Consider the following 26,820-nt stretch of genomic DNA (forward strand, 5'->3'; position numbering starts at 1 on the left):
AAAATTTTATAGCAAGGAGCACCGGTTAATGATATATTAGGTTATGTTAAATTGAAAGACCATGAATAATATCCAAAAAGCAATACTATCGGGCATGATCTGTAACATGATTGTGTGGTATGAACTCACTCTTTTTGGAGTATTAACAGATACAATCATCAACGTTTTTTTCCCATCAGAAGATCATTATTTGAGTACACTCAAATTCCTTGGTGTTTTTGCAATTGGTTTTGCGTTTAGACCAATTGGTGCAGTAATTTTTGGTTATATGGGAGATAAGTATGGCAGAAGAAAGACTTTACTTACTTCAGTAATATTAATTTCAATATCATCCACAATTATGGGAATTATACCTGGGTATAAAGAAATAGGGTTGCTTTCACCTGTATTGCTTGTGTTTTGTAGAATAGTGCAAGGAATAACTGCAGGAGGTGAAACAAGCATTAATACAGCATTTACGATAGAGCATTCAAAAGATAAAAAAAATCTAGGTTTCTTAGGAAGTATGAAGCCCTTTAGCGGAGCCCTTGGAACGCTCTTATGCATAACAATGATATTTATCTGCAAAAGAGTTACAGGTGAGAACTATGAAATATGGGGATGGAAGTTGCTTTTTTATTTTTGCTTTTTTTTGGGGACAATAGGTTTTTTAACTAGGTACATATTAAAAGAAAGCTTAGCATATAAAACTAATAAGTACGCTAATAATTTAGCACATTCACCATTGTTAGAACTAGTAAGAAACTATAAAAGACCGCTTATTATTTCAATCAATCTGGGAATTGCTCAGAATGCAATTGTCTACGCAGCAATAATGTTTTATAATATATCAATAAAAGAGCTAGTTATTTTATCTATTAGTGTTAAAGATTTAATGAGGATAGTAATACAGGTTGTATTTGCAGCATCTGCGGTACTTTTTGCAATTTTATCTGATAAAGTTGGAAGAAAACGCGTAATGATTCCTGTACTGATTATGCTATCTCTGATTGGTACATGTGTATTACCATTATTATCTTCCGTTAACCACTATGTCGTAATAATAACTTACTTATTGATTACTATACCAGTAGGTGCATCTTTTGGAATATATGGTTCTGTTATTTGTGAACTGTTTCCAACAAAAGTAAGATGCACTGGCGTAAGCTTAGCAAATAATATATCTGCAGGAATTTTTGGTGGCCTTTCTCCATACATATGCATGTGGCTTATAGAAAAAACCGAAACAAAACTTGCAGCAGGCATTTATCTTACTGCCTGCGCATTAATTAGCCTAATATCTGTGCTTCAAATTAAAGCCAAAGACAGAAAAGTTGATTGGTGAAATCGTTTCAGTCGAAAAATAGCGCTTCAATGGATTTTTCGATGTGTTTAGTGATAGGAGCGGTGATAGTGATTTCTTTATTGTTTGGCAGTTTTAAAGATAAAGAATGCGAATGAAGGTGAATTTTATTTGCTATCCCATCAATAAAAGCTTTTTTACCACCATATTTACCGTCACCAAGAATAGGGCAATTTATATGAGCTAAATGTGCACGTAACTGATGGGTTCTGCCGGTAATTGGTTGTAATTTTAAATAAGCAACATTGTGTTTGGATTTTGCTATAATTGAAAAATGCGTAGTGGCATTCTGAGGTGAATTTTCATCAACGACCACTTTTTCTTGACCTGAAACATATTTTTTCACCAATGGATAGTCTATTGTTCCACTATCCTTGCTCGGTATGCCAGAAGTTAATGCTAAATAAGTTTTTTTTACTCTTCGTCCTTTAAATTCTTCCATAAGGTATCTGGCAACATTAGCGTTGCGTGCGAATATTATCACTCCACTCGTATCTCTATCTAGCCTATGGACAATTTTAAATGTTTCTCCCTCTCTTATTTGGTCAAGCAAATCACTCATGCTAATCTTTACTTTTACGCCACCTTGAACGATGACCCCTGCGGGTTTGTTTATAGCTAGTATATATTCGTCTTCATATAATATGTTCTCTCTTAGTAGATTCACTAACTTTTCATTATATTTGCGATCAGAATTAGCGTTTTCAATATAATTCAAGTGCTTCAGCGTTATAGTTTGCCCAGAATTTACTCTATCACTGGACTTTGCTTTGCAATCATCAACTTTGATTAATCCTTTCCTTAAAGATTTTTCAATTACAGATTGCTTTAGATCAGGAAAGATTCTTCTGATGTACCTATCCAGCCTAACGTTATCGTCTTCTATTAATATGGTTTTTATACTTTGTAGCATTCCATTATTTATAATGAATATCTAGTGAAATGTCAATTATTGGTGTCATTCCAGTGTCAAGCACTGGAATGACACCGAAGGGGCTACTGCCGTCATAAAGGAACCAGTGTCAGCTACTCGGATGACAGGAGAAGGAGACTACTGAGATGACAGCTAGCCTGACAACCGTCATCCCGCTGCTTGTTAGCGGGATCTAGAGATACCGCGAATGAATCGCGGTATGACGGTTCGCGGCGGCATGACGTAGAGCTTGCGTTAGCTATACTTTTATACTCACCAACTCAGCTGGATCCAAGTAGTCAGAGCACTGGGATGACAAAAAAAGGAGGGCACTTGGATGACGGGAGAAGGAGCTATTTGGATGACATCGTTTACTATACAATGTTTGTACAGTTCTGGATAAAAAAATTAGCTAACAAATTTATAAACATCAGTATACAGCTCATCAACGCTTGGTTCTTTACTATTTTTGGCAAAATCTTCCGACTTTTTTACTAAATCACGTATTTCCTTATCAATTACTTTGCACTCTTCTTCTGAAGCCATTTTATTATCTGTCATGTATTTCTTTAAAGTGCTTATAGGGTCATGATTTTGCTTCATATCTTCAACTTCTTCTTTTAAGCGATAAGTAGCAGGATCTGACATTGAGTGACCGCGATATCGATATGTCTTCATTTCAAGCAGGATAGGCCCTTTTCCGCTGCGTGTGTGTTCCGCTGCTTCGCTTGTAGCCTCATAAACAGAGAAAAAATCCATTCCATCAACTTGTTTTCCAGGAATACCAAAACTTTCTCCTCTTTTATATAACTCTGTTACTAAAGTTGACCTTTGCACGGAGGTTCCCATTGCGTATTCATTATTTTCTATGATGTAAACCACAGGCAACTCCCACAAAGATGCCATATTAAACGATTCATATACTTGTCCTTGATTTGCAGCACCGTCGCCAAAATATGTAAATACCACATTATCTTTTTTCTTATATTTATTAGCAAATGCTATTCCTGTGCCAATTGGAACTTGTGCTCCCACTATTCCATGCCCGCCGAAGAATTTTTTTTCAACGTCAAATACGTGCATCGAACCACCTTTACCTTTCGAGCATCCTGTTTCTTTGCCGGTAAGCTCTGCCATTACAACATTTGGATCAGAATCACATGCGAGCATTAAGCCATGGTCTCTATAACTTGTGATAAAAGCGTCACCTAATTTTGATGCAGCTTGAGTTCCAACTGCAACTGCTTCTTGTCCTATTGATAGGTGACAGAACCCGCCTATTAATCCCATCCCATATAATTGTCCTGCTTTTTCCTCAAATCTGCGTATGAGTAGCATTTTCCTGTAGAATCCAATTATCTGTTCTTTAGTGAAATTTTCTGCTTTCATATCGATTTCTTTTTCATTAAACTAACACAATACCAGGAATTTTAAATTTTTGCTAATGAACTATTACCACTGGCTTGAGGCTTTTCACGTTATCTCTGTTATCATGTGGATGGCAGGTATGCTTTATTTACCCAGGCTTTATGTCTACCATGCAACTGTAAAACCGGGATCGGAAAATGATAGCTTGCTTCAAACAATGGAAAAGAGGCTACTTAGATATATCATAAACCCTGCAATGCTTTTCTCACTTGGTCTTGGAATTACACTAATGGTTATTAGGGAAGCATATCGTGAAGGATGGTTTCATGTAAAAGCATTTGCAATACTTTTGATGTTAATTATTCATATGCTACTTGCAAAATATAGGAAAAATTTTGCAATGGGTTCGAATAAGAAGTCACATATTTATTTTCGCGTTTTAAATGAAGCAGTTACAGTATTGATAATAGTTATAGTTATTATGGTTGTTGTAAAACCTTTTTGACTGACCTTACCCAAAAAAAGCAGAAAGCTCGTATCTGTTCAGATGCATGGCTAATGTACAATACTGAAATAAAAATTCCAGTGCTCCCTTTCTTGTCATCCCAGTGCTTGACACTGGGATCCAGCTTTCTTTACAAATTCACCAAAAGTGCTTCATTCTATAACGCAAAACCCATACTCACCAAACTCAATGCATTACTTGCAATTAAGTCTCCTGGATGCCAGTGTCAAGCTACTCGGATGACACCATTCTTTTTCCTGGATCCCAGTGTTAGCTACTTGCATGACACCATTCTTTTTCCTGGATCCCAGTGGGCTTTGTTGCATCGCTAGCTATGATGGATAAAGATAAAAAAGGTAGAGAATATCAGTAGCTTATTATTCTGGTATTTATAACAAGAACGGTCAGTGAATACCTAAATTTGAGTAAAAGAAATTTCACTACCACTCACTAATCCGGCTAAAATTCAAGAATTTCAATGCTTTAGCTATTTTCAATAGAATTAAATTTATTAATATAAATAATAAATTACTATTCTTAAATTTGATCAGATTGATTGCAAAAAAACAAGATTTTCAATAGGTTGCTTATAATCCTAACTATAGTTAGCCTTTCATAAGTAGCGATGCAACAAAGCCATCCCAGTGTCAAGCACTGGGATGACAAGAAGAGGGCACTGCCCTCTTGGATGGAAGCCAGTGTTAGCTACTTTCATGACACCCTGACAACCGTCATCCCGCTACTTGTTAGCGGGATCTAGAGATACCGTGATGGTATGACGTAGGGGTTGCCGAGAACTTGTCATCCCAGTGCTTGACACTGGGATCCAGTTTTTCGTATAATTTTGTCAAAATCTATTGTGCTAGCAAGTTCACTAGCGTCACGCGCTGGTCTGTTAGACATTTACGTGTAGGGTGAAGAAATTTTGAAAAAGACATACCAAATATGAAAGGCCTATATATTAAAACTTACGGCTGTCAGATGAACGTTTATGACTCCGTTTTAATGGAAAATGTAATTAAACCTTTGGGGTTCAACGTTGTTAGTGATGCAGGGAAAGCCGATTTAGTGATACTGAATACTTGTCACATTAGAGAGAAGGCAGCAGAAAAACTTTACTCAGAGCTTGGGAAGATTCATTCGTTACGAAAAGAAATGACTATAGTGGTGGCTGGGTGTGTAGCGCAAGCAGAGGGAGAAGAAGTGTTCAGAAGGGCTCCTTTTGTTGATATTGTTGTTGGTCCGCAGAGTATCGCTACCTTACCGGAGCTGATAGTCAAAGCAAGCAGAAGTAAAGGTCATGTAATAAACACTGATTTTCCTGAAGTTGCAAAGTTTGATAAATTGCCAGATGAATGCTATGGCAATAGCCAGGGGTCTTCTGCGTTTCTTGCCATACAAGAGGGTTGTGATAAATTTTGTACGTTTTGTGTAGTGCCCTATACTCGTGGAGCTGAGTATTCACGGCCAGTGAATGAAATATTTCGTGAAGCATTGAAATTAGTTGCAAATGGGGCAAATGAGATCAATTTGCTTGGTCAGAACGTCAATGCTTACCATGGGGAGTGCGAAGGGGAAGTGTGGGATTTAGGAAAATTAATTAGTCATATTGCTAAAATTGAAAAGCTAGAGAGGATTCGTTATACAACTTCTCATCCAAGAGATATGCATGAATCTCTCTACTTGGCACATGCGGAAGAGCCAAAGCTCATGCCGTTTGTTCACCTGCCTGTGCAGTCTGGTTCGAATAAAATATTGCACGCGATGAACAGGAAACACACTGCAGAGGAGTATTTGGAAATAATAGACAGATTTCGCAAATTGAAACCTGAAATCGAATTTTCTTCTGATTTTATTGTTGGTTTTCCTGGAGAAACCGAAAAAGATTTTGAAGAAACTATGAAATTAGTAGAAAAAGTTAGATATGCTCAGGCTTATAGTTTTAAATACAGCCCAAGACCAGGCACACCGGGAGCGGAAAGAAAAGATCAAGTACCAGAAGAGGTTAAAACAGAGCGCCTTCTTCGTTTACAGAAATTAATTAGTAAGCAACAACTTGAGTTTAACCAGAGTATGGTAGGTAAAACTATACCTGTTCTATTTAGCGATAAAAAAGGTAAACACCAAAACCAAATTATTGGTAAAAGCCCATATATGCAATCAGTGTGCATTGATGATTCTGAAGATAAATACAGGGACAAAATAGTAAATGTGAAAGTGTTGGAAGCTCGGCAGAGTAGTTTGCTGGGGTGTGCATTTCACTGATTTTAAGCAGCGTTAAATATAAATCTTAAGCAAAGAGTATTGAAAAAATGCAATCATAATCTTTTTCAAAAGTTACAAAGTTTAATTGCTACCTCTGCTGAACGGGTACCTTAAACCTACAAATTTGAGCTTACCTATATCAATTTTTTGTACAAGATGAGTTAGTAACAACTTTATGTATAAAATTGAAGAAGAATAAAAATACAATAACGAGCATTAAATTAAATATTCCCACCTTTAAAAAACCCTCTTTATATATTTCTAAAGATTCTAAATAATTTATTTTACCATTTACTGAAGGAACTGACATAAATTTTGATATTGCAACTCCGGCTAGGTTAGAAAACGCTAATGACAGCATTACTATACCCATCACTACTCCTCTAAGGTTTTTGGGGGCTAGTGTAGTTGCTTGTTCTTGGACTAATGGAGCAATACATAATTCTCCCAGTCCCATAAAGGAGATAGCAATTATTAAATATAAGTATTCTACTTTACCTTCAATGTTAGAGTTTAAACATCCTATGTACAGTGTGAAAAAACACATAGCCATTGTCAGAAGGCCAAGGGTAAACATGGAAGTTGCATATTTTTGCTTAAACTTCATGTATGTTCCAAAAAGAAAGCCAAATATTATAATTGACAAAGGATTTATGGCTTGAGAAACTGAAGCTGGGATTGTTATACCTAATACATTGTTAATAACGTTTCTTTCGGTGAATAAGTTAACCAAAGAGCCAAGCTGCATTTCTAAAGCAAAAAAACACAAGAAAAATACCACAAGAATAGATAATGCCACTAATTTTCGTCTTTGTTCTGCTGATAATTTAGATATTATATAAATAAATATGCCCAGAGCTGTTATTCCAATAAATATGAGCATATTAGTAAAAAATTCACTATGTATAAGCATTTTAGCAATTATTGATGATGACAGAAAGCTTCCTATCAATACTATACCAAAAATTTTAATCCCTAATATGCGCTTATTCATAAGCTCTGGATAAGGAGAAAGGCCGCTATCTCCTAAAAGATTCTGAAATTTGAGAAAAAAGATTAGCCCTATAGACATCCCAATACCAGCTAAACCAAAGCCGTAGTGCCAGCCAAACAAGTGGGCTACATAACCACATGAAATAGAAGCCAATATTGCTCCAATATTCACACCTACGTAAAATAAAGTAAAGCCTCTGCTACGTTCAGGATCGTCTTTGCCATAGCATGAACTAAGTAAGTTAGTTACGTTCCCTTTAAACATACCAGTACCTATGGCTATTAGAGATAAACCTAAATATAATAAACCTGGTTCAAACTTAACCAATGACATGCAAGCATGACCTGCTATCATCACTATCCCTCCAAGCAACACCATGTTGCGGAATCCCATCAACTTATCAGCTAAAAAACCTCCAAGTATTGGTATAGCATAACCTGTTGCAGCAAATAATGAGTAAATAGTAAAGGCCCTCTCATCAGTGAAACCTAAGTGAGAAGTCAAAAATAGGACCAAAAGTGCCCTCATTCCATAGTAAGAGAAACGTTCCCACATTTCAACAAAGCACAACATTTTTAAAAATTGTGGAAACTTATCTGTCTTCTGATCCATAAAATACCCCTAAAGCTTGGGTTAATGTTAAGTAAAACAATAAAAACTGCAAGTAAAACTTAAAAAAAGGTATTGGAAGCTCGGCAGAATAGTTTGTTGGGGTGTGAGCTACGGAAATATTTTTGAATTTGTAATTTTTCAGAAAGCCCTATATTCTTTAGTTTTACATAGCGAACATGAAGTCAAAGCATTATCCTGATACAGTAAGTAGTCCTGATTTTTTATCGTTAGAAAAGGAAATCATAAAATTTTGGCAGGAAAACAAAGTTTTTGAGCGGTCAGTTGAAGAACGTTCCAAGGATAATTGTTTTGTCTTTTACGATGGGCCTCCGTTTGCAAATGGACTTCCGCATTATGGACATTTACTCACTGGTTTCATCAAAGACGCATTTGCAAGATATCAAACTATGCTTCAAAAAAGGGTTGAACGTAGATTTGGCTGGGATTGCCATGGATTGCCGGCTGAGATGGGTGCAGAAAAAGAACTTGGAATATCTGGTAGAACTGAGATAGAGAAGTTTGGTATAGATAAATTTAACGATCATTGCCGTACTTCTGTGATGAAATTTTCATCAGAGTGGGAGAAGTATGTAAATAGGCAAGCAAGGTGGGTAGACTTTCACAATGACTATAAGACTATGGATAAATCATTCATGGAGTCGGTCATGTGGGCATTCAAGCAGCTTTATGATAAGGGTCTGGTGTATGAATCAGTGCGCGTTGTACCATATAGCTGGGCATGCGAAACTCCATTATCTAATTTCGAAACAAGGCTTGATAACGCGTATAGAGAAAAAGTTAGCAAAGCTGTAACTGTTGCATTTGAGCTTTTAGAAAACCCACAGCAATTTAAAAGTGTTAAACGAAAGTGTAAATTACTTGCTTGGACTACAACTCCTTGGACGTTGCCGAGCAACTTGGCTTTAGCAATAGGAAAAGATATTAAGTATTGTGCAGTGTCAGTCCACCCTTTGATGTCATTCCAGCGCGTGACGCTGGAATCTATTTCTGGATCCCAGTGTCTGGGCACTGGGATGACAGGGAGTAGTGAAGGAAGTTCAATGAATGGTGAAATATACATTTTTGCTGAAAGCTACTTAGAGAAATTTATCAGCCACTCTGAACAAAACAATATTCCATATGAAAACTGCAATATAAAACTTAAAGCGAATGATCTTGCAGGTCTTTCTTACAAACCACTGTTTGACTATTTTAAAGACACAAAAAATGCATTTCGCGTTTTTATTGCTGATTATGTGACGGAAGAAGACGGTACTGGCGTTGTGCATACTGCTCCTGGATTTGGTGAGGAAGATTTTTACCTTTGCCAAAGCCATGATATTCCAGTTATTTGTCCAATTGATAACAGTGGAAAATTTACTGCTGAAGTTTCAGATTTGGCAGGGGTTCATGTTTTTGATGCCAATGATACAGTAATAAAAAAATTGAAAGGGCAGGGAAGTTGGTTTAAGACTGAGCAATATATTCACAATTATCCACACTGCTGGAGAACTGACACTCCTTTGATCTATCGAACTATGCCTTCTTGGTATGTTGCTGTTACAAAATTCAAAAGCAGAATGGTAGAGCTAAATAAGAGAGTTAATTGGATACCAAACCACATTAGAGATGGTCAATTTGGAAAATGGCTTGAAGGGGCACACGACTGGTCAATTTCACGCAATCGATTCTGGGGTACGCCAATCCCTGTATGGAAATCAGATGATGCGAGATATCCAAGAGTAGATGTATATGGTTCAATAGAAGAACTGGAGAGAGATTTTAATGTTAAAATAGACGACTTGCACAGACCATTTATCGATACTTTAACAAGACTAAATCCTGATGATCCAACAGGAAAATCAGTTATGCGCCGTGTACCTGACGTGTTTGACTGCTGGTTTGAATCTGGCTCGATGCCATTTGCGCAAATCCACTATCCGTTTGAAAATAAGGAGTGGTTTGAATCTGCGGATTTTATCACTGAATACATAGCGCAAACCAGGGGGTGGTTTTATACGCTCTTTGTATTGTCCACTGCTTTGTTTAATAGGGAACCATTTAAGAACTGCATATGCCACGGTGTTGTTTTGGATGTAAAAGGGCAAAAATTGTCCAAACGTTTGAATAACTATGCAGATCCAATGGAGGTTTTTGATAGATACGGTTCTGATGCACTGCGTTTTCTTATGCTTTCTGGATCTATTGTTTGTGGTGGTAATTTGCTACTCGATAAAGAAGGAAACTCAATACGAGATGTTCTGAAAAACGTAATAAAACCTATTTGGAACAGTTATCACTTTTTTACTATGTATGCAAATGCAGATGGAATTAAAGCTGAAGTTTGTAAGGATTATCAAAGCACTATTGATCGTTACATGATTTCCAAGTGTTTTGAAGCTGTAGAAGGTATCCAAGCTTCTATGAACAACTATAACTCCCAAGAGGCTTGCAAAATTTTAATGAACTTTTTTGAAGTGCTAAATAATTGGTATATTCGTCGCAGTCGCGAGCGTTTTTGGAAAAGTGATTTGGATCAGGATAAAACTGATGCTTATAATGTTCTATATACGGTTTTTTATTACATACTAAGAGCTGCAGCTCCTTTGTTGCCACTTATAACAGAGAATATATGGCAAGGGCTTAAGTATGAAGAAACATCTGTTCATTTGGCTAATTTTCCACAATTAGAGAAGTTTGATAGTCAGCTCATTGCCAAGATGGATTTGGTGAGAGAGATATGCAACTCTGCACTCTCTATTAGAAACACTTTTAACATACGTATCAGACAGCCACTTGGCAGTATGATCATTTATCATCAGTCTTCCTGTAGTTTTCTTGAAGGTGAGCCGTTTTCTGTCATCCCAGAGCTCTCTCCCGTCATCCCAGAGTTCTCTCCTGTCATCCGAGTAGCTGACACTGGGATCCAGAAAGAAAAAAGTGCTGGAATGACACCAAGCATGAATGAATATCAAGAGATGATAAAAGATGAGGTAAATGTAAAAAAACTGGAGTTAGTAAACAGACTTGAAGATATTGCATCACTAGAGTTAAAGCTAAGTTTTCCCCTGCTTGGAAAGAGAATACCAGATAAAATTAAGAAACTAGTTCAATATGTCAAAGAGGGAAAATGGAAGCAAGTTGAAAATGAGCAAGTTTTTTTAGGTAATGAGTCAGAAAATTGCATCATAGAAAAAGGCGAATATGAACTATTGTTAAAAGCAAACAGTGAATATTCCTCTGTATTTGATAACAATAAAGGGATTGTCATTCTAAATACTGAACTAAATGATGAATTAATTCTAGAAGGGCTTGCAAGAGATGTCGTGAGGCTCATTCAGGAAACCAGGAAACAAGCTGATTTTCATATGTCCGATAGAATCAGAGTAATAATCAAAACAGAAGATGAGAAAATTAAGGAAGCAATAAATACGTGGATTGAATATATAAAAGAGCAGACCCTTACCTTATCTTTGGACATTAATACAGAAATTGGAACTAACTTTTATTTTAAGGAGTACCAAAATTTGATAGTTGGTATTAGGTTAAATTATTAGTAGTTGAAAGTTGTCATTGTTTATGCTATACTTAGGTTACTTGAGGTAAGGTTATGGTATGCATGCTGTTGTAGATTGTAAGAAAGTTGTTGACTTAAATAACAATAGTGATGATTTAGGTAAAGTAGAATCTATTTCCAATGTTACTTTGGAAGAGGAAGAGTCTTTTGATGCTATGGAAGCTGTTTCTAATGTAGAAGAAGGGAATGATTTAGGTCTTGCTACTTCAGAAGAGGAAGAAGAATTTTTTGATGCTGTGGAAGAACAAGAGCCGTTAGCTAATTTTAACGTTCCACTCAGTATATTTCATTATAAAGATTATAACTCTGATTTTTTTACTTCTTGGTATAATATATCAAGTAGAATATTTAAAGAGGTAAATCGAGCTTGCCCGGAGAAGAAAGTATTAAATTTAGCTCTATCAGTTTTAATGTTTCCTTATATAGTTTTCACTGCGTTAGGATTAGCCGTATATAATAAATTAAAAACAAATGATAAGACACAAATCAGTTCAGAGGAGAATAAAACAAAAAAAAGTGAAGTAAGTGAAAGTACAGCAAAAAGATTGGCATATGGTGTTCTTGCTGCAATAGTGATTCTTGTTAATATCGCTGTGCTTGCAGCATTACTTATTCCTGCAACACTCGCTTTGGCTACTTTTTATCTTTTAAATAAAAAATTATCTCATTTTTTGATTGCTGCTATTAAAATAAGTAATGGGTTATGTCAAAATGAACACCAAAATATTGAGGTGTCTTTTCATGAGATAGAGGCTATTGAAGCAGACATTAAGTGGAATATGGAAGTTAAGTTTCCACCGCAATTTAAACAACTACTTAGAGATTTATACGAAGATAAAGATGGTAGTTGGTTTAATGTTGCACGTGATTCAGAACATAATACCATACTGAAATTATCAGCTAATATCCACTTAAAAAATGGTCCTAAGCCTTTACGTAATGAGATCAAGAATGTGCTTGCAACTTCTATTCAAGAATTTGCGAAGACTATGGAAGAACTGATAAAGCTAGAAAAGAAAGAGATTACATATGATAAATTGAAGGAATTGTTGGACGAATTCAGGTTAAAAGTGGTAAGTAGCATAGATTTTAAGTTGACAACTCACTTAATATACAACGCCTATCAAGTTGCCTTTATACAAGCAGTTAGGTTTCAGCTGGATAGACGGAAAGAAGGTTTTTCACTGGAAGATGAGATAAAAAATTCTTTAGTGAGACAGGAATTAGAGAGTCAAGGTAAGGAATTACCAGGTGAGAAAGAAGTGATAATAAGAGATCTGAAAAAAGCAGGAGCAAAAGTACCGGATGTTTTAGATGATAGTGAGCTTCCTATATTTAAAGCAGAATGGAAGCGGCTTAAAGAAGAAGGGAAGATAGCTAAGAGAACAATTATTGATGTTTATAAATATATACATAGTAGAGAAACAGAGACAGCTCTAGGTAATGCTAAAGAAGAGATTAATCTTTTAAAAAAAGAAGGACAAAAAAGATATATTAGGATACATGAAAAATTGAAAGAAATATATGGAGATGTAAAAAAGAATAATTTAGCAGGTGATGTTTTAAGAAGAAGGTTAGAAGGTCTTTTTAAGTTCGAGTATGATGATCAAGAAGTTGAGCAAAGGCTAGTAAAATCAGTAATGAAAAAAGCCAAGGGTGAGTTAGGCCTATTAGGCATGCTCAGCTTAATAGACCAGTTTCGGGATTTAGAAAAGGAGATAAAAGGTTCTTTGAGTGAGAATTTAAAAGAAGCTTCAGATAAAGTAAATGCTTTTGTAGCAAAGATATATTTAGAAATAACGAAATGCAAAATACAAAATGTACTCAAAGGCCAAGCAAAGGGTATAGAGGATTCATGTAAACTGTTAGAGGAAAAGGAGCCGGATTTAGTACAGAGGATTAATGCGCACCGAGCGGAAATTGCAGAATGCTTAGAGCAACCTATATCGTTAAGGAAAGTAATAGAAGAAAATGAGGATTTAAACAAATATTTAGAAGGTGAGCGAAATAGGAAAGGAGAACAGCATCCAAGTACAAAATTAATAGAGAAGCATTTGAAAAATAACCAAGAAATTCTCAAAGCATTAAAACAGTTAGAATTAGAAGAAAAAGGATTGTTGATAAATGAAGAAACAAAAAATGATTATATAGAAGAACTAGAATCTCGCGAAAAAATAAAGTTTGCAATAATAGAGGATGATTTACTGAAGGAGTTCGAGCGTGAAACTTTTAACGAAGAAGCAGTTAAGAAGTTGTTAGAGGAAGCGGAACTTGAATACTATTTGGCAGAAAAATGCATAAAAAGTCCTGTGATAAAAACAAAAAATAATATCAAGCACTTTTATCAAGGTTTATTGTCTCCTTTGATAGATAATTTGACAAAAGATATAATAAATAATATACCAGGAAATAGTGAAGGTTGTATACAGAAAGTTAAGAACTGGAGTAAAGTTATGTTTGGTGCAATAAAGATTGGAGCATCAAATGCTTATAAAGAGACTACAGAGAGAAAAGCGTTAAATGTGGCACATAATACTTATAAAGAAGGAGAGACATTTCTTCAATGTTTTCAGTCAAATTATGAAGGTGTTGGAGCCTTTTTAGGTAATTTATTTTCTGATGATGGGGTAACATTTAAAAATGATGTGTGGCCTAAAATAGAAGAGCATTTGCATGGAATGTGGGATAGATTTTTCAAGGATATTGAATTCAATATTGGAAATAAATTGGATGAAGTAAGTGTGACACAGCAACGGCAGGAAACTATGATTGTGACTCAACGATAAGTTCTCAAAGTTCCTCCGGTATTTTCACATACTAAATTAACTATAGCACTTGATTCTTTTTGGATCTCTTTTTCAGTTAAAGTGTGAGTTGGAGAGCAGAAAGTAACTGACAATGCTATAGACATCTTATTCGATTCTATATTATTTCCATGGTATACGTCAAATACTAAAACTTCTGTGATGAGCTCTGAGCTTTTTTTTACCACATTGATTATGTTACCTACTTTCACATCCTTATTTACAATAAATGCAAAATCACGTTTTACACTTTGGTATTTATAATCGATAAATTTCTTTCTACTTACAGGTAAATTTTCAATATTTTCTAATATCACCTCAAAACCTACAACTTTTTGCTTGATGTCAAAAAGATCTAATATATTAGGATGCAACTCTCCAAAATAACCTGCTACTTTATTCTTAAAAGAGAGAGTGCCTGACTTTCCTGGGTGGTAATGTTCTTTTTCTGCTCTCTCTATCGTTAAATTATCGCAATTGACGTTAAAAAACTCCAAAGCTGCTATGCAATCAGCCTTTGCGTCAAAAACATCTACTTTCCTATTAGTATTATAATGGTTTCGCGGTAAATTATTTCCTGTTCTTATTCCACTTAAAACATGTTTAGACTGAGCTTCACCATCGTAAATCGGCCCGATTTCGAAGATTGCAAGATCAGATATTCCATGGGCAATATTATCAGCAGTAACTTGCAATAAATTTGGCATAATACTTGGTCTCATTATATTAAAGTTATTGTTAAACGGATTATCGATGATAAATAACTTATTCGAGTAACCAAATTTTTCAGCTGTTGATTCACTCATAAACGACCAGGTTAGCACTTCATGAAACCCTCTGTTTGTCATCAAAATACGCAAATTGTCGTATGTACTATCTACTTCTTCAACATTATTTGGTAGTGGTTCTTCTTTTATTTTGTCATAGCCGTATATCCTTGTTACTTCTTCAATTAGGTCAACCGGTATTGTCACGTCCGGTCTCCAGCTTGGTACTTGTACATTCCAATTGCCTTCGGTTTTTTTATCAATATTAAACCCTAGTTTCGTCAAGATATCGAACACTTCATCAGGCAATACAGATACACTTCCAAACTTGTTTACATCTTGGTAATCAAAGCTCACCTTGGTGTCAGCCCTATCTAAGCTGCCAGCAGACACTACGCTTGAGGCTTCTCCACCACATAAATCCAGAATCATTTTAGCTGCAAGGTTGAGTCCATCAAAAGTAAATTCGGGATCAACAGAACGTGCAAATCTGTAACTAGCGTCTGTGGAGATGTTTATTTGCCTTGCAGATTTAGCGATAGATATAGGGTCAAACCAAGCAGACTCTAAAAAGATATCAGTAGTTTCAAGTGTACATCCACTGCACTTTCCACCTATAATTCCAGCAACTCCATGAATATTTTTATCACCTGCAATAACGCTCATGTCTTTGTTTAATAAGTATTCTTTACCGTTTAAACCAGCAAATTTTTCTCCGTCGTTTGCTTTGCGTACTGTGAGCTCTCCTTCTATTTTTTTTGCATCATACGCGTGCATTGGGCGGCTGAAAGATATCATAATATAGTTCGTGATATCAACTATTGTAGAAATGGAGCGCATTCCTATCGATTCCAATTTATCTTTTAGCCACTTTGGGCTTTCTTGATTTTTTACATTGGCAATGTATATTCCACTAATAAAACTTTCTCCGTCAGTAACTTCAACATCGATTGGTGAATTTATGGAGCTGGTAAGTTGTGGAATGCTTAAAGTCTTTAATGTTCCAATTCCAGTTGCAGCAAGGTCGCGAGCTATTCCATAAATGCCTAAGCAATCTCCACGGTTTGGAGTAACATTTATATCAATTACAGGGTCACAATTGAAAAATTTATCCCCTACTTTATAATCATCGGAAAGCTCGATTATTCCTTCACTTTCCTCTTGAACCAACGCAAGTTCAGAAGCAGAGCAGAGCATCCCTTCACTTAGCACTCCTCGTATTTTTGTAGGCTTGATTGTGAAATCACTTTCTGGCAATGTGCTACCAAGAGATGCAAGCACAGTTTTCATACCTTCTCTAACATTGTTTGCTCCGCAAACTATTTGTAGAATTTTACTTCCGTCATCTACTTTACATAATTTTAATTTATCAGCATTTGGATGCTGTATCACCTCTAATACTTCTGCAACAATAAAACCAGCTAATTTGGTATTGTCGATCACATCTTCTACTTCTAACCCTATGTGAGTTAATTTATCGGTAATTTCTTCTAAACTAGCATTGGTTTCTAAATACTCCAGTAACCAAGATAACGTGAATTTCATCGATCTAACAAGAAACAAAAAAGTTATTGTAATATAAAATGTAGTGCTTTTAAAGCTTGTTGTAGTGGAATACTTCTACATCATTGTTTATGATGTAGAAGCTTTTGTAACTTTATATCTTCTTGCGAAGAGAAAGAATTTTTTCTATATCACCTTTTAAATCTATCTCCAGAAAGAATTTAAGACTTTCATAATCCCAGGCATCCTCATCAATGTTACCATCAAAAAAGAAGTGTATTATTGCATTGTTGAGTCCTATGTAATAATCGCGAGTATCTTCGTCAAGGAAACAATCTACTGATTCGATGTATCCGTTACCAAATTCCTGCTCCAAATTTAAAGGATGATTAGTGTTAATAAAATCTATTTCGTTCATTATATACCTCACTAAAAATTAAATTATAATCAAAATAAGATATTAAGTCAAGATATTGAATAATTTAACAAGATTAGTAAATTTTAAAATACAGAGCTGACTGTAATTAACATTCTAATTACATATTTTGTTAATATGTTAATGTTATAATAATACAGAGCCTTATCTTAATTCTTGACTTTGTCCTATAAAATTCATACTTTATTTACTGTTTATAATTCAGATTAAAATGGCATTAAATCCGCTGGAACAGTTTAAAGTATATACGGTAATAGAGTTACCTAGGTTATTTGGGTATGACGTAAGCTTTACCAATTCATCTCTTTTCACGATGATTTCGGTGATATTGGTGATACTCTTTTTGCTTTTTGGAATAAAGAAGGGGGCAGTAATACCAGGATATTTGCAAGCTGCAGTTGAGTATGTATATGATTTTGTTATTTCAATAATAGAAAATAACACTGGAAGCAAAGGCTTGCAGCACATTCCATTGATATTTACAGTGTTTATTTTCATTTTATCGTGTAATTTAGTTGGTGTTCTTCCTTATAGTTTCACGGTCACAAGTCATGTGATAGTCACCTTCGCTTTATCGATGGTGGTTTTTATTTATATAACGATTGTTGGATTTAAAGAAAGGGGAGTAGAATTTTTACGCATATTGCTACCAAAAGGAACTCCTTCGTGGCTTGCACCTATAATAATTATTATTAAGTTGTTTGCTTATTTAGTAAGGCCGGTTAGCCTATCAATAAGGCTTGCAGCAAATATGATTGCTGGTCATACAATCATCAAAGTGATAGCAGGGTTTATTGTAAATATGAACATATTTTTCACTCCTGCGCCGTTTTTGTTCATAATTGCATTGATAGGATTTGAAGTATTTGTTGCAATTTTACAAGCTTATATATTTACTATATTAACATGTGTATATTTGTCAGATGCAGTAAAGTAATTGACTTCCTTGTAGAATATTTTACAATTATATTATAAAGAAATAATTAAAGGTAATATATGGATTTAGTAGCTTTAAAATTTATAGCAATTGGTTTAGCTGTGTTTGGAATGCTCGGCGCTGGTTTAGGTATAGCTAATATCTTCTCTGCTATGTTAAATGGGATTGCGAGAAACCCTGAATCAGAAGGTAAAATGAAAAGTTATGTTTATATTGGTGCTGCCATGGTTGAAATCATGGGATTGCTTGCGTTTGTACTTGCAATGTTATTAATATTTGCTGCTTAACAGATGCCACAGCTTGATGTTTCAACCTTCTTTTCTCAAGTTTTTTGGTTTTTAATTTTTTTCTCTTCACTTTTTTTCGTAGTAAGTTGTTTATTTTTGCCAAAGTTAGATGAAATAATAAGCACTAGAAGTAAAGAAGTATTGGGTTCTTTTAATAGTTCTGTTCATCTTTTAAGACTTACGGAAGATCAGATTACCAAGTATAACGCAGCTTTAACCCAAGCTAGAATACAGGCAAAAAAAATCATAGATGATGCACTTGCTCAGGTAGAAGAAATGAGAGCTAATGTTAAGAATATATTAGAAGAGGAAGATAAAAAAAAGAGCAAGCTTATTGAAAAAAAAGTGGCAGAATTTAAATCTGAATATACTGATCAGTTAAAACAAATGGCTACTAGTATTGCTTTAATTTATTATACTAAATTGACTAATTCTGAAATTGAAGAGGAATTTATTGCTGACTTGGTGTCCAAAGAATTTTAGGGGTTTTTATGTCTACATCACTGATTATCGGTCTTGCCTTCTTGGTAAGTTTTGTCCTTTCGTATAAATTGCTAAAGAAAGTGATAAAAAATGCGCTTAACAATAAGCGTAACAAAAGCAAATTTTCAAGTGAAGAAACTGAAAAATTCAGGAAAGATATGTTGGAGTATTACAAAAAATCTTCTAAAAAATACAAAGAATTAGATGCAGAAGTTAATAAAATGATGAATGAAGCACTTGATAAAGCTAATAGTATCATTAAGCACAATAGACAGCAGCTAGATCAGACATTAGATGACAATGCCCATTCTAACTTGAAGAAAGTCACTGACCAAGTTGAAAAAGCTCTTGGAGATTTACAGGCTAACACAGCGAATATAGCTGCTGATGCTGTAAAAAAAATAATGCATGAACGTAAAGATGATAAGCGTAGTAGCGAGGTCATATCTTCATTTTCACGTGACTTAAATAAAAAATTGCATTAGGTTCAATGCAACAATTGCCTATACTTCAAGCTGATAATGTAGAAAAAATTAAGTTTGATTCTAGTTTGTGCAAAGAGCCAGAGAAACTTTTTTACTATAAATTTAATATAATTCCTTGGCAAAAATTAAATAATACTACTTTTTTTATGGTTGAAGACACAAGCCGAGATATCAACCGTTGGGTCGAAGCTCATTACGGTATTGACTATGTATTAATAAAAGTGGATAGCGAACAGATTTTAAATCTTCTTAACTCGCACTTTGGTATTTCAGAATTTGCAAGCAACTACTTATATTACAAGAATCCTAATTTTTCAGCCAAAAGCATTAAACTAAGCTCAATATTTTTTGCTTCTTTCTTTATTGTAACTTCAATTTTAACACTAACAGAGAAATATACATATTTTGCTTTGATGTTGATATTTATAATCGGATGTTCTAGCTATTTATTCAAGTTTATAGCTACAATTTTTAACTTATGTGAAACCTCCAACCAAAAAGTGGATTATAGTAAGCTGAGTGAAGAAGATTTTCCTATATATACTATTTTATTGCCTGCTTTTAAAGAAAGTGCAGTGATAGAGCAATTGGTTGAAAGCATTGAAAGTTTGGATTATCCAAAATCAAAATTAGATGTGAAGCTTCAGGTAGAAAGTGATGACCAAGAAACGCTAGCAGCTATAGAAAAGTACACTTTACCGCAGTATTTTGAAGTAATAAAAGTGCCTCATTCTTTGCCTAGAACAAAAGCCAAGTCATGCAATTATGCTATGAGCTTTGCTAGAGGAAAGTATGCAGTAATATATGATGCGGACGATAAACCAGACCCATTGCAGTTAAAAAAAGCACTGATTGAATTTAATAAGGACGACGATAAGCTTGCCTGTGTACAGGCGAAATTAAATTACTACAATTGTGATTATAATTTTCTCACAAAATTCTTTTCTCTGGAGTATATGAACTGGTTTCAATACTTATTGCCTGGATTCCAAAAAATGAACATGCCGATGCCTTTGGGTGGTAGCAGTAATCATTTTTCAGTAAAAATTCTAAAAAAAGTGTTTTTCTGGGATGCTTATAGTGTTACCGAAGATGCTGACCTTGGTTTGAGACTTGCACAAATGGGATATAAAACCAGGATGATTGACTCAGAAACATTGGAAGAGTCACCAATTGCTGTATTTGCTTGGATTAAGCAAAGAGCGCGCTGGATCAAAGGCTATATGCAAACTTATATTGTTCATTTAAAAAATATAAAGTCACTTTATAAACACACTGGATTTAAGGGAATTTTGCTATTGAATCTTTTTGTTGGCTCTGCAGCTTTTATATTTTTTACTACTCCATTTTTACTGCTTTCATTGATATTAACTAAAGTTTTAAATGAATTATTTTTGTACTACTTTGTAGTGGTATACGTTACTAACCTGATTCTTTTGGTAATAGCTGTCAAACAGCAAAAGATGCCTTTTTATTTTTATATAGTATCGATATTTTTTCCGGTCTATAGTCTGCTACATAGTGTTGCAGCTTTTCTTGCCTTATGGGAATTTATTCTTTACCCTGAGCGATGGAACAAAACTCAGCATGGTTTATGGAAGCAAAACCTGTAGCTATTTGGCTTTTTCTCTGCTCGGTCATGGTAATTCTCATGGTAGGGATTGGTGGATTTACCAGACTTTCAAAAGCAGGATTGTCAATCACGGAGTGGAAACCAATTACTGGAACATTACCACCACTGAGTGAACAAGACTGGCTACAAGAAAAATTAAAATACGAAGCTACACCTGAATATAAAGCACTTAACTATGGTATTAGTATGGAGGAGTTTCGCGCTATATACTTAATAGAATATGTACACAGATTGGTTGCAAGACTAACAGGTTTAGTTTTTGTCCTGCCATTTATATATTTCATATTAAGAAGAAAAATATCTAAAAAGGTAGTAATAAAGCTATGTTTGGCATTATTATTTGGAGCTTTACAAGCTTTTGCTGGTTGGTATATGGTTAAAAGTGGTTTAGTAACTGAACCTCATGTTAGCCACTATAGGCTTGCACTTCACTTATTATTAGCATTAATTATCTTTGCATTATTGTCATATCAATTTTTTGATTACCAAATATGGATCCCAGTGTTACGTACACAACTATACGAACATTGCAGTATAAGAGTAATTTTCACCAAGAAAGATGTCATCCCAGTGCCCAGACACTGGGATCCAGAAAACTTAACTTTAAATAAGTGGCTGCATAGTAAAAGCTGGATTCCAGTGTCAGCTACTTTCATGACACCATTTGCTGTGCAATTTATTTTCAAAAGTAAGCGTTCGTACAGTTGTGTGTCAGCTACTCGGATGACAGGATTTCAATCTACTAACAGTAGTATATATTACACAATACTTATTCTGATTCTAATTGTAATACAAATAATTTTCGGCGCATTTGTTGCGGGATTAAATGCTGGTTTGATTTACAATACCTTTCCACTAATGGACGGACAAATCGTTCCAGAAGATTTATTTTTCTTACAGCCTATATGGCTGAATATCTTTGAGAACAGAGCGACAGTGCAATTTATACATCGAGCACTGGCATTGCTAATACTAACTTTGGTAGTAATACTCACAGTAAAAAATGCTAGCATAAAACCGGTATATATTATGCTGCTCTCCGTCGTCATTCAGATCATTTTAGGTGTAATTACTCTATTATTGCACATACCAATAGCCATTGCCATAGCTCATCAAGTGTTTTCATTTATCTTGTTTGGGTCAAGTTTGTACTTCTTATGTTATTTAAGAAAGCAGACTACATCACCAATCTGCACATTTTTTCCTTCTTGAACGGGAATATTTTTTATCACCATTGCTGCTTCAGCACATATGATATTTTCCATTTTCATTGCCTCCACCACAAATAAAGGTTGTCCTATTTCCACCTGATCTCCTACATTTACGTGCAATTTAACTAATAAACCAGATATTGGGGATTTTACAGCATCTGCTGAAATCCCTTCTGTTTCATTATTTAGCATTAACCTACTTAATTCAGCTACATGAGGCTTAAATATACAACACTCAGCTTTCATGCCTGCATGCCTTATGAAGTACTTGCTGCCTTGTCTTTCTATTTTAAGTGCTATATTGGTATCGTCATTAATTGTGATATATAGCAATCTATAACTTGATTTCCACTTGCCTATAACGGAGTATTTATTGTGATTATATACCGTTATTAATATATTATCTTGGTATTTTGCATTTACGGAGTACTCATTGTCATTTATATTCACTATGAATAAATCTCTTGCACGGTCACCTGCCATCCGAGTAGCTGATACTGGTGCCCCTTCTTTTTTACTAGATTCCAGTGTCACGCACTGGAATGACACCTGAGATGTTTCATTCACTGCTTTATGATGGTACCTTTCTTCATTTTCCAAATGAACATATAACGCAGTGAAAATAAATATTTTAATATACTCCTCTGTAACAAAATCGCCGTGAAACCCACTAGGGTAATGATCTGGAATGAATCTCGTATGGAGCTTTGCTGCGATAAAATTTGGGTGATGGAAGATGGATTCTAGAAATTCTATATTATTTGTTACTCCTTCTATATAGCATTCAGACAATGCTTTTTGCATTCTGCTGATCGCTTCTACTCTATCTTTTCCATATGTTATCACTTTGGCAATCATCGAATCATAGAACATGCTAATTTCTGAACCTGCAGCAACTCCATCATCTATTCTTACATAATCATTTTCACCCGGTTTATCGTAATATTTTATTCTTCCGCTGGAAGGGAAAAATTTCTTCGATGGGTCTTCAGCGCAAATTCTACTTTCTATTGCAGAACCAGTAAGTTTAATATCATCCTGATTGAATCTCAATTTCTCTCCACAGGAAGTTCTAATCATTTCTTCTACTATGTCTATTCCAGTTATAAATTCTGTTACTGGATGCTCAACTTGCAATCTCGTATTTACCTCAAGAAAATAGAAGTTTTGGTCTTTATCTACAACAAACTCAACAGTGCCTGCTGAAAAGTAACCAACCTGCTTTGCTAGAGAAACACATTGGACATACATTTTTTGTCTTACTTCTTCACTAATGAATGGACTTGGCGTTTCTTCTATTATTTTCTGGTTATTCCTTTGTATCGAGCATTCTCTTTCTCCAAGACACACTATATTGCCATATTTATCTGCTATGATTTGTATTTCAATATGTCTTGGTAGTTCTATATATTTCTCTATAAAGATACTGCCATCCTTAAAACTTTTCTCTGCTTCATTTGTTGCTGATGTGAACGCTAGTTCAATTTCTTTTTTGGAATTTACAATTCGCATTCCTTTGCCACCACCGCCTGATGCAGCTTTAAGCATAACCGGAAAGCCAATTTCTTCAGCAACTTGAGCTGCGTGGGCAGCGTCGCTAATCTTACCCATATATCCTGGCACTACATTCACTCCAGCTTTTTTTGCCGCTTCTTTTGCTGTTATTTTGTTGGCTGTAACTTCTATTGTTTCTGCACTGGGGCCGATGAAGTCTATATTATGTTTTTGAAGAGCACGTGGAAAATCTGGATTTTCTGCTAAAAAACCATAGCCAGGATGAACCGCCTCAGCACCTGTTTCAACTGCTACTTCACATATTTTTTCAATGTTTAAGTAACTGAGGCAAGATGGCGAAGGGCCGATATATCTTGACTCATCTGCTTGTCTTACATGCACAGAATTTACATCTGCATCCGAATATATGCATACACAAGATATACCCATCCTACGAGCAGTTCTGATAATCCTGCAGGCAATCTCTCCTCTGTTTGCTATTAAAATCTTACTGTACTTCTTTTCCGTCATCGTATGAGTATACTTTCTTAAGTTGAGAAAGTAAATTTCTATATCATTGCCTGCAACTTTTTGTTATATATCAGACAGCCACCCTTGCAAGATCTGTACTACTAAAAGTTTCCACTGGAGTGCTCATGTCATGCAAGTCATGTATCTCACTACACACTTTGCCTGACAGATACGCAGCCCCGCCAGAAATTATCCCAGCCATCGTAGTCAGTGCCATAGATTGAGAAACTAAAAATAAAAAGTATAAAGACAAACATAAAGCAGCAATACACGCTATAGCTCCTATTATGTATAAGCACAGGTGAAACTTCTGGTTACATATGAAGCTGTCTTTTATGCCTGCGATTTCTTTTATTTCTTTTTTGACTGTCTTACTAACCCAGTCAAGAGGAGTCTTTTTAGATTGATCTAGCGCACATCTATTGCACAATGCCTCTTTAACATAATTCTTGACATTTTCTAATTTTTTCGGATCACAATTTGGGTTAGTTTTTTCAGACTCCAAATGCTTGAATATTCCTTTTACTACACTTGGTAATATCCCCACTTCTGCTGCTATATGAAATGGATTTTCATGATCTTTATTGTACTCTAACAAATGAACATTACTTTCAACACTTTTCTTGAAAATAGATAAAAACTTATCAACCTTTCCTGTTTTTGCAGCTAAATGCAGGAGATTATCTCCCCTAATTCTTTGTTTTGTTTTATCAAAAGGGCCGGTGTAACGCCAATTGATATTAGCTTCATTATCTGAAAGCAATTTTGCTATATCTACAAGTCCATCCATAACTCACCTCGCTATATTCAACCAATACTAAATTATACAACACAATTTATGAAAAATAAATAAAATTTTATCTCTCAGAACAAATAAATTCTAAATTGTTACAAACATAAATTTTAGCTATCATCATTTACATTACTGTAACAGACAAATATGCCAGGTATAGTCACGAGATTTGCTCCATCACCAACAGGATTTTTGCACATTGGAGGAGCTCGTACTGCTTTATTCAATTGGCTCTATGCAAAGCATCATGGTGGCAGGTTTTTGCTAAGAATTGAGGACACCGACAGAAAACGTTCAACGAAAGAAGCAATTGATGCAATTATAGAAGGGCTAAGATGGCTCGGTGTGAGCTATGATGGGGAAATAGTATATCAGTCAAAAAGAATAGAGCGGCATAAAGAAGTAGCAAACCTTTTAGTTGAGAAGGGTAGGGCGTATCACTGTTATTGCCCTGAGGATGAAGTTGCAGAAAAGAAAATAAAAGCAAGAGAAGAGGGCAAGATATACAAGCATAAATGTACTACAAAACCTCCTTCTTGTCATCCAAGTAGCCGACACTGGGATCCAGAAGAAAATATGTGGTCACGCGCTGGAATGACATCCGGTGTGAGGTCAGTTATCCGTTTCAAAGTGCCAGACTCACAAGAGATCGTCATTGATGATAAAATATACGGCCAAATCAAAGTAAATAGCAACCAGCTTGATGATATAGTGATCTTACGCTCTGACAACACTCCAACATATATTTTTGCTGTCGTAATTGACGATCATGATGCTGGAATAACTGATATAATACGCGGTTCTGACCATCTCACTAATACCTTTAAACATCTGCTAATATACCAGGCTCTTGATTTTGACATTCCACGCTTTGCACATGTGCCGCTTATCCATGGGGAAGATGGGAATAAGCTATCCAAAAGGCATGGTGCCACAAGCGTTTGCGATTATGAAAAGATGGGAATATTGCCAAAAGCGATGCGTAATTACTTGCTGAGACTTGGCTGGAGTCACGGCAACGATGAGATTATTAGCGATGAGCAAGCAATAGAGTGGTTTAATTTAGAAAGTATTGGTCGTTCACCTGCACGGCTCGATTTCAAAAAACTGGAGCATTTGAATAACCACTATATTAGTAATATGAGCAATGAAGATATTCTGACTCTAATGCTTAGAGAAAATACTCTAACTGACAAAAAAAAGGGCTATTTACTGCAGGGACTGACAGAGCTAAAAAAAAGAGCAAACTACCTGACCGAATTATCGGATTTAGCAAAATTTTATATTCAAGATCCGCCACTTGATTTAAGTGAAGAGGCTGAGCAAATTGTCAAATCTAACCTCAATATAATTAAGTTACTCGCATCATTTCTGTCAAAGATCGGTGATGAAAATTGGAATAAGGGTTTTTTATCTTCTCAGATCAAGGAATGTGCAAAATTGCACGATATGAAAATAAGCGATGTATACCACTCATTACGCGCCCCTATAACTGGAGTAATGGATGCACCTGGAATCATTGATATCATGGTGATTCTTGGTAAAGATGAGTGTATAAGAAGGTTACAAGCAATTTAAATGAAATAAGAAAATTTCTTGACAAGCTTTGCCAGCCCCTTTATCATGACAGTGAAGCTATTGTATTTGCTTTCGCCAATCTGCAGATTAAAAGGTAAGGATTACTTAATGTATCGGCGTCTTATGTTTAATTTTTTGCAGTATATAGATACTGTATGTCTTTACAAAACTTCATCTACATCTAGATTTTTATCTAAATAAGCTGAACGCGCTTACAAAGCGTTACAAGACATCAAAAAATGCCAATACTCGACAAAGATAGTAAAAGACTAGCTAACTCGGGGATTCTTTGTCTTTTTTTC

The 26,820-nt window shown here is 35.2% G+C and carries 20 protein-coding genes; 13 read left to right on the top strand and 7 right to left on the bottom strand.

The window, feature by feature from the left end; genetic code table 11:
* Positions 1 to 61: 61 nt before the first annotated feature.
* Positions 62 to 1,324: an MFS transporter gene (locus tag ACICPZ_RS05405; RefSeq protein WP_006280528.1), complete on the top strand. Its 1,263-nt coding sequence runs from the start codon at positions 62 to 64 to the stop codon at positions 1,322 to 1,324.
* 7 nt (positions 1,325 to 1,331) lie between these two features.
* On the opposite strand, the gene ACICPZ_RS05410 is transcribed toward ACICPZ_RS05405, so the two are convergent.
* Positions 1,332 to 2,255, bottom strand: coding sequence for an RluA family pseudouridine synthase (locus ACICPZ_RS05410; RefSeq protein WP_006279888.1), 924 nt, complete (start codon positions 2,253 to 2,255; stop codon positions 1,332 to 1,334).
* Positions 2,256 to 2,663: 408 nt separating this feature from the next.
* Complete coding sequence (gene pdhA / locus ACICPZ_RS05415) at positions 2,664 to 3,644, bottom strand: pyruvate dehydrogenase (acetyl-transferring) E1 component subunit alpha (RefSeq protein ID WP_006279887.1); 981 nt, start codon at positions 3,642 to 3,644, stop codon at positions 2,664 to 2,666.
* 55 nt (positions 3,645 to 3,699) lie between these two features.
* On the opposite strand from pdhA, the gene hemJ reads away from it, so the two are divergent.
* From hemJ to miaB, 3 genes are all read left to right on the top strand, one after another.
* Positions 3,700 to 4,128 carry a protoporphyrinogen oxidase HemJ gene (gene hemJ, locus ACICPZ_RS05420; protein ID WP_010082641.1) on the top strand — a complete coding sequence of 143 codons (429 nt, stop codon included), beginning with the start codon at positions 3,700 to 3,702 and terminating at the stop codon, positions 4,126 to 4,128.
* Positions 4,129 to 4,181: 53 nt separating this feature from the next.
* Positions 4,182 to 4,460 (top strand): hypothetical protein, encoded by a 279-nt coding sequence (locus ACICPZ_RS05425; RefSeq protein ID WP_138265071.1) that lies wholly within the window; start codon positions 4,182 to 4,184, stop codon positions 4,458 to 4,460.
* 613 nt (positions 4,461 to 5,073) lie between these two features.
* Entirely contained in the window at positions 5,074 to 6,393 is a 1,320-nt protein-coding gene (miaB, locus tag ACICPZ_RS05435; RefSeq protein WP_010962578.1) for a tRNA (N6-isopentenyl adenosine(37)-C2)-methylthiotransferase MiaB, read from the top strand.
* 139 nt (positions 6,394 to 6,532) lie between these two features.
* Here the strand turns inward: miaB and ACICPZ_RS05440 are convergent, their stop codons facing one another.
* On the bottom strand, positions 6,533 to 7,999 hold the full coding sequence (locus ACICPZ_RS05440; protein WP_007548626.1) for a peptide MFS transporter: 1,467 nt from the start codon (positions 7,997 to 7,999) through the stop codon (positions 6,533 to 6,535).
* A 176-nt stretch (positions 8,000 to 8,175) separates the two neighbouring features.
* On the opposite strand from ACICPZ_RS05440, the gene ACICPZ_RS05445 reads away from it, so the two are divergent.
* Positions 8,176 to 11,556, top strand: coding sequence for a class I tRNA ligase family protein (locus ACICPZ_RS05445; protein WP_209472907.1), 3,381 nt, complete (start codon positions 8,176 to 8,178; stop codon positions 11,554 to 11,556).
* 58 nt (positions 11,557 to 11,614) lie between these two features.
* Complete coding sequence (locus ACICPZ_RS05450; RefSeq protein WP_264373802.1) at positions 11,615 to 14,362, top strand: hypothetical protein; 2,748 nt, start codon at positions 11,615 to 11,617, stop codon at positions 14,360 to 14,362.
* On the opposite strand, the gene pheT is transcribed toward ACICPZ_RS05450, so the two are convergent.
* Both pheT and ACICPZ_RS05460 read right to left on the bottom strand, forming a co-directional pair.
* A complete protein-coding gene (gene pheT / locus ACICPZ_RS05455) occupies positions 14,353 to 16,692 on the bottom strand; it encodes a phenylalanine--tRNA ligase subunit beta (protein WP_209472911.1) in 2,340 nt (779 codons plus the stop codon). The genes ACICPZ_RS05450 and pheT overlap by 10 nt on opposite strands.
* Before the next feature lie 112 nt (positions 16,693 to 16,804).
* Positions 16,805 to 17,068 carry a hypothetical protein gene (locus ACICPZ_RS05460; RefSeq protein ID WP_010962582.1) on the bottom strand — a complete coding sequence of 88 codons (264 nt, stop codon included), beginning with the start codon at positions 17,066 to 17,068 and terminating at the stop codon, positions 16,805 to 16,807.
* A gap of 229 nt (positions 17,069 to 17,297) precedes the next feature.
* On the opposite strand from ACICPZ_RS05460, the gene ACICPZ_RS05465 reads away from it, so the two are divergent.
* The 6 genes from ACICPZ_RS05465 to ACICPZ_RS05490 are packed head-to-tail and all read left to right on the top strand — an operon-like array spanning position 17,298 to position 22,123.
* Positions 17,298 to 18,023, top strand: coding sequence for a F0F1 ATP synthase subunit A (locus ACICPZ_RS05465; RefSeq protein ID WP_155968396.1), 726 nt, complete (start codon positions 17,298 to 17,300; stop codon positions 18,021 to 18,023).
* Positions 18,024 to 18,082: 59 nt separating this feature from the next.
* On the top strand, positions 18,083 to 18,310 hold the full coding sequence (locus ACICPZ_RS05470; protein ID WP_006014985.1) for a F0F1 ATP synthase subunit C: 228 nt from the start codon (positions 18,083 to 18,085) through the stop codon (positions 18,308 to 18,310).
* A gap of 3 nt (positions 18,311 to 18,313) precedes the next feature.
* Positions 18,314 to 18,793 carry an ATP synthase F0 subunit B gene (locus tag ACICPZ_RS05475; RefSeq protein WP_010962584.1) on the top strand — a complete coding sequence of 160 codons (480 nt, stop codon included), beginning with the start codon at positions 18,314 to 18,316 and terminating at the stop codon, positions 18,791 to 18,793.
* 8 nt (positions 18,794 to 18,801) lie between these two features.
* Positions 18,802 to 19,278: a hypothetical protein gene (locus ACICPZ_RS05480; RefSeq protein WP_065094793.1), complete on the top strand. Its 477-nt coding sequence runs from the start codon at positions 18,802 to 18,804 to the stop codon at positions 19,276 to 19,278.
* A 14-nt stretch (positions 19,279 to 19,292) separates the two neighbouring features.
* On the top strand, positions 19,293 to 20,891 hold the full coding sequence (locus ACICPZ_RS05485; protein WP_319606398.1) for a glycosyltransferase family 2 protein: 1,599 nt from the start codon (positions 19,293 to 19,295) through the stop codon (positions 20,889 to 20,891).
* Positions 20,849 to 22,123 carry a COX15/CtaA family protein gene (locus ACICPZ_RS05490; protein WP_264373804.1) on the top strand — a complete coding sequence of 425 codons (1,275 nt, stop codon included), beginning with the start codon at positions 20,849 to 20,851 and terminating at the stop codon, positions 22,121 to 22,123. Before ACICPZ_RS05485 ends, ACICPZ_RS05490 begins: the two co-directional genes overlap by 43 nt.
* Here ACICPZ_RS05490 and ACICPZ_RS05495 read toward each other — a convergent pair.
* Positions 22,072 to 24,147, bottom strand: a complete 2,076-nt coding sequence (locus ACICPZ_RS05495) for an acetyl-CoA carboxylase biotin carboxylase subunit (protein WP_264373805.1) — start codon at positions 24,145 to 24,147, stop codon at positions 22,072 to 22,074. The two genes, ACICPZ_RS05490 and ACICPZ_RS05495, sit on opposite strands and share 52 nt — an antisense overlap.
* A 70-nt stretch (positions 24,148 to 24,217) precedes the next feature.
* On the bottom strand, positions 24,218 to 24,937 hold the full coding sequence (locus ACICPZ_RS05500) for a hypothetical protein (protein ID WP_264373806.1): 720 nt from the start codon (positions 24,935 to 24,937) through the stop codon (positions 24,218 to 24,220).
* A gap of 150 nt (positions 24,938 to 25,087) precedes the next feature.
* Between ACICPZ_RS05500 and gltX the strand changes: the two genes are divergently transcribed.
* Positions 25,088 to 26,518 (top strand): glutamate--tRNA ligase, encoded by a 1,431-nt coding sequence (gltX, locus tag ACICPZ_RS05505; protein ID WP_264373807.1) that lies wholly within the window; start codon positions 25,088 to 25,090, stop codon positions 26,516 to 26,518.
* Positions 26,519 to 26,820: the final 302 nt, after the last annotated feature.

The organism is Wolbachia endosymbiont (group A) of Melitta haemorrhoidalis (genome assembly GCF_964273365.1).
GTDB classification, from domain to species: Bacteria; Pseudomonadota; Alphaproteobacteria; order Rickettsiales; family Anaplasmataceae; genus Wolbachia; species Wolbachia pipientis.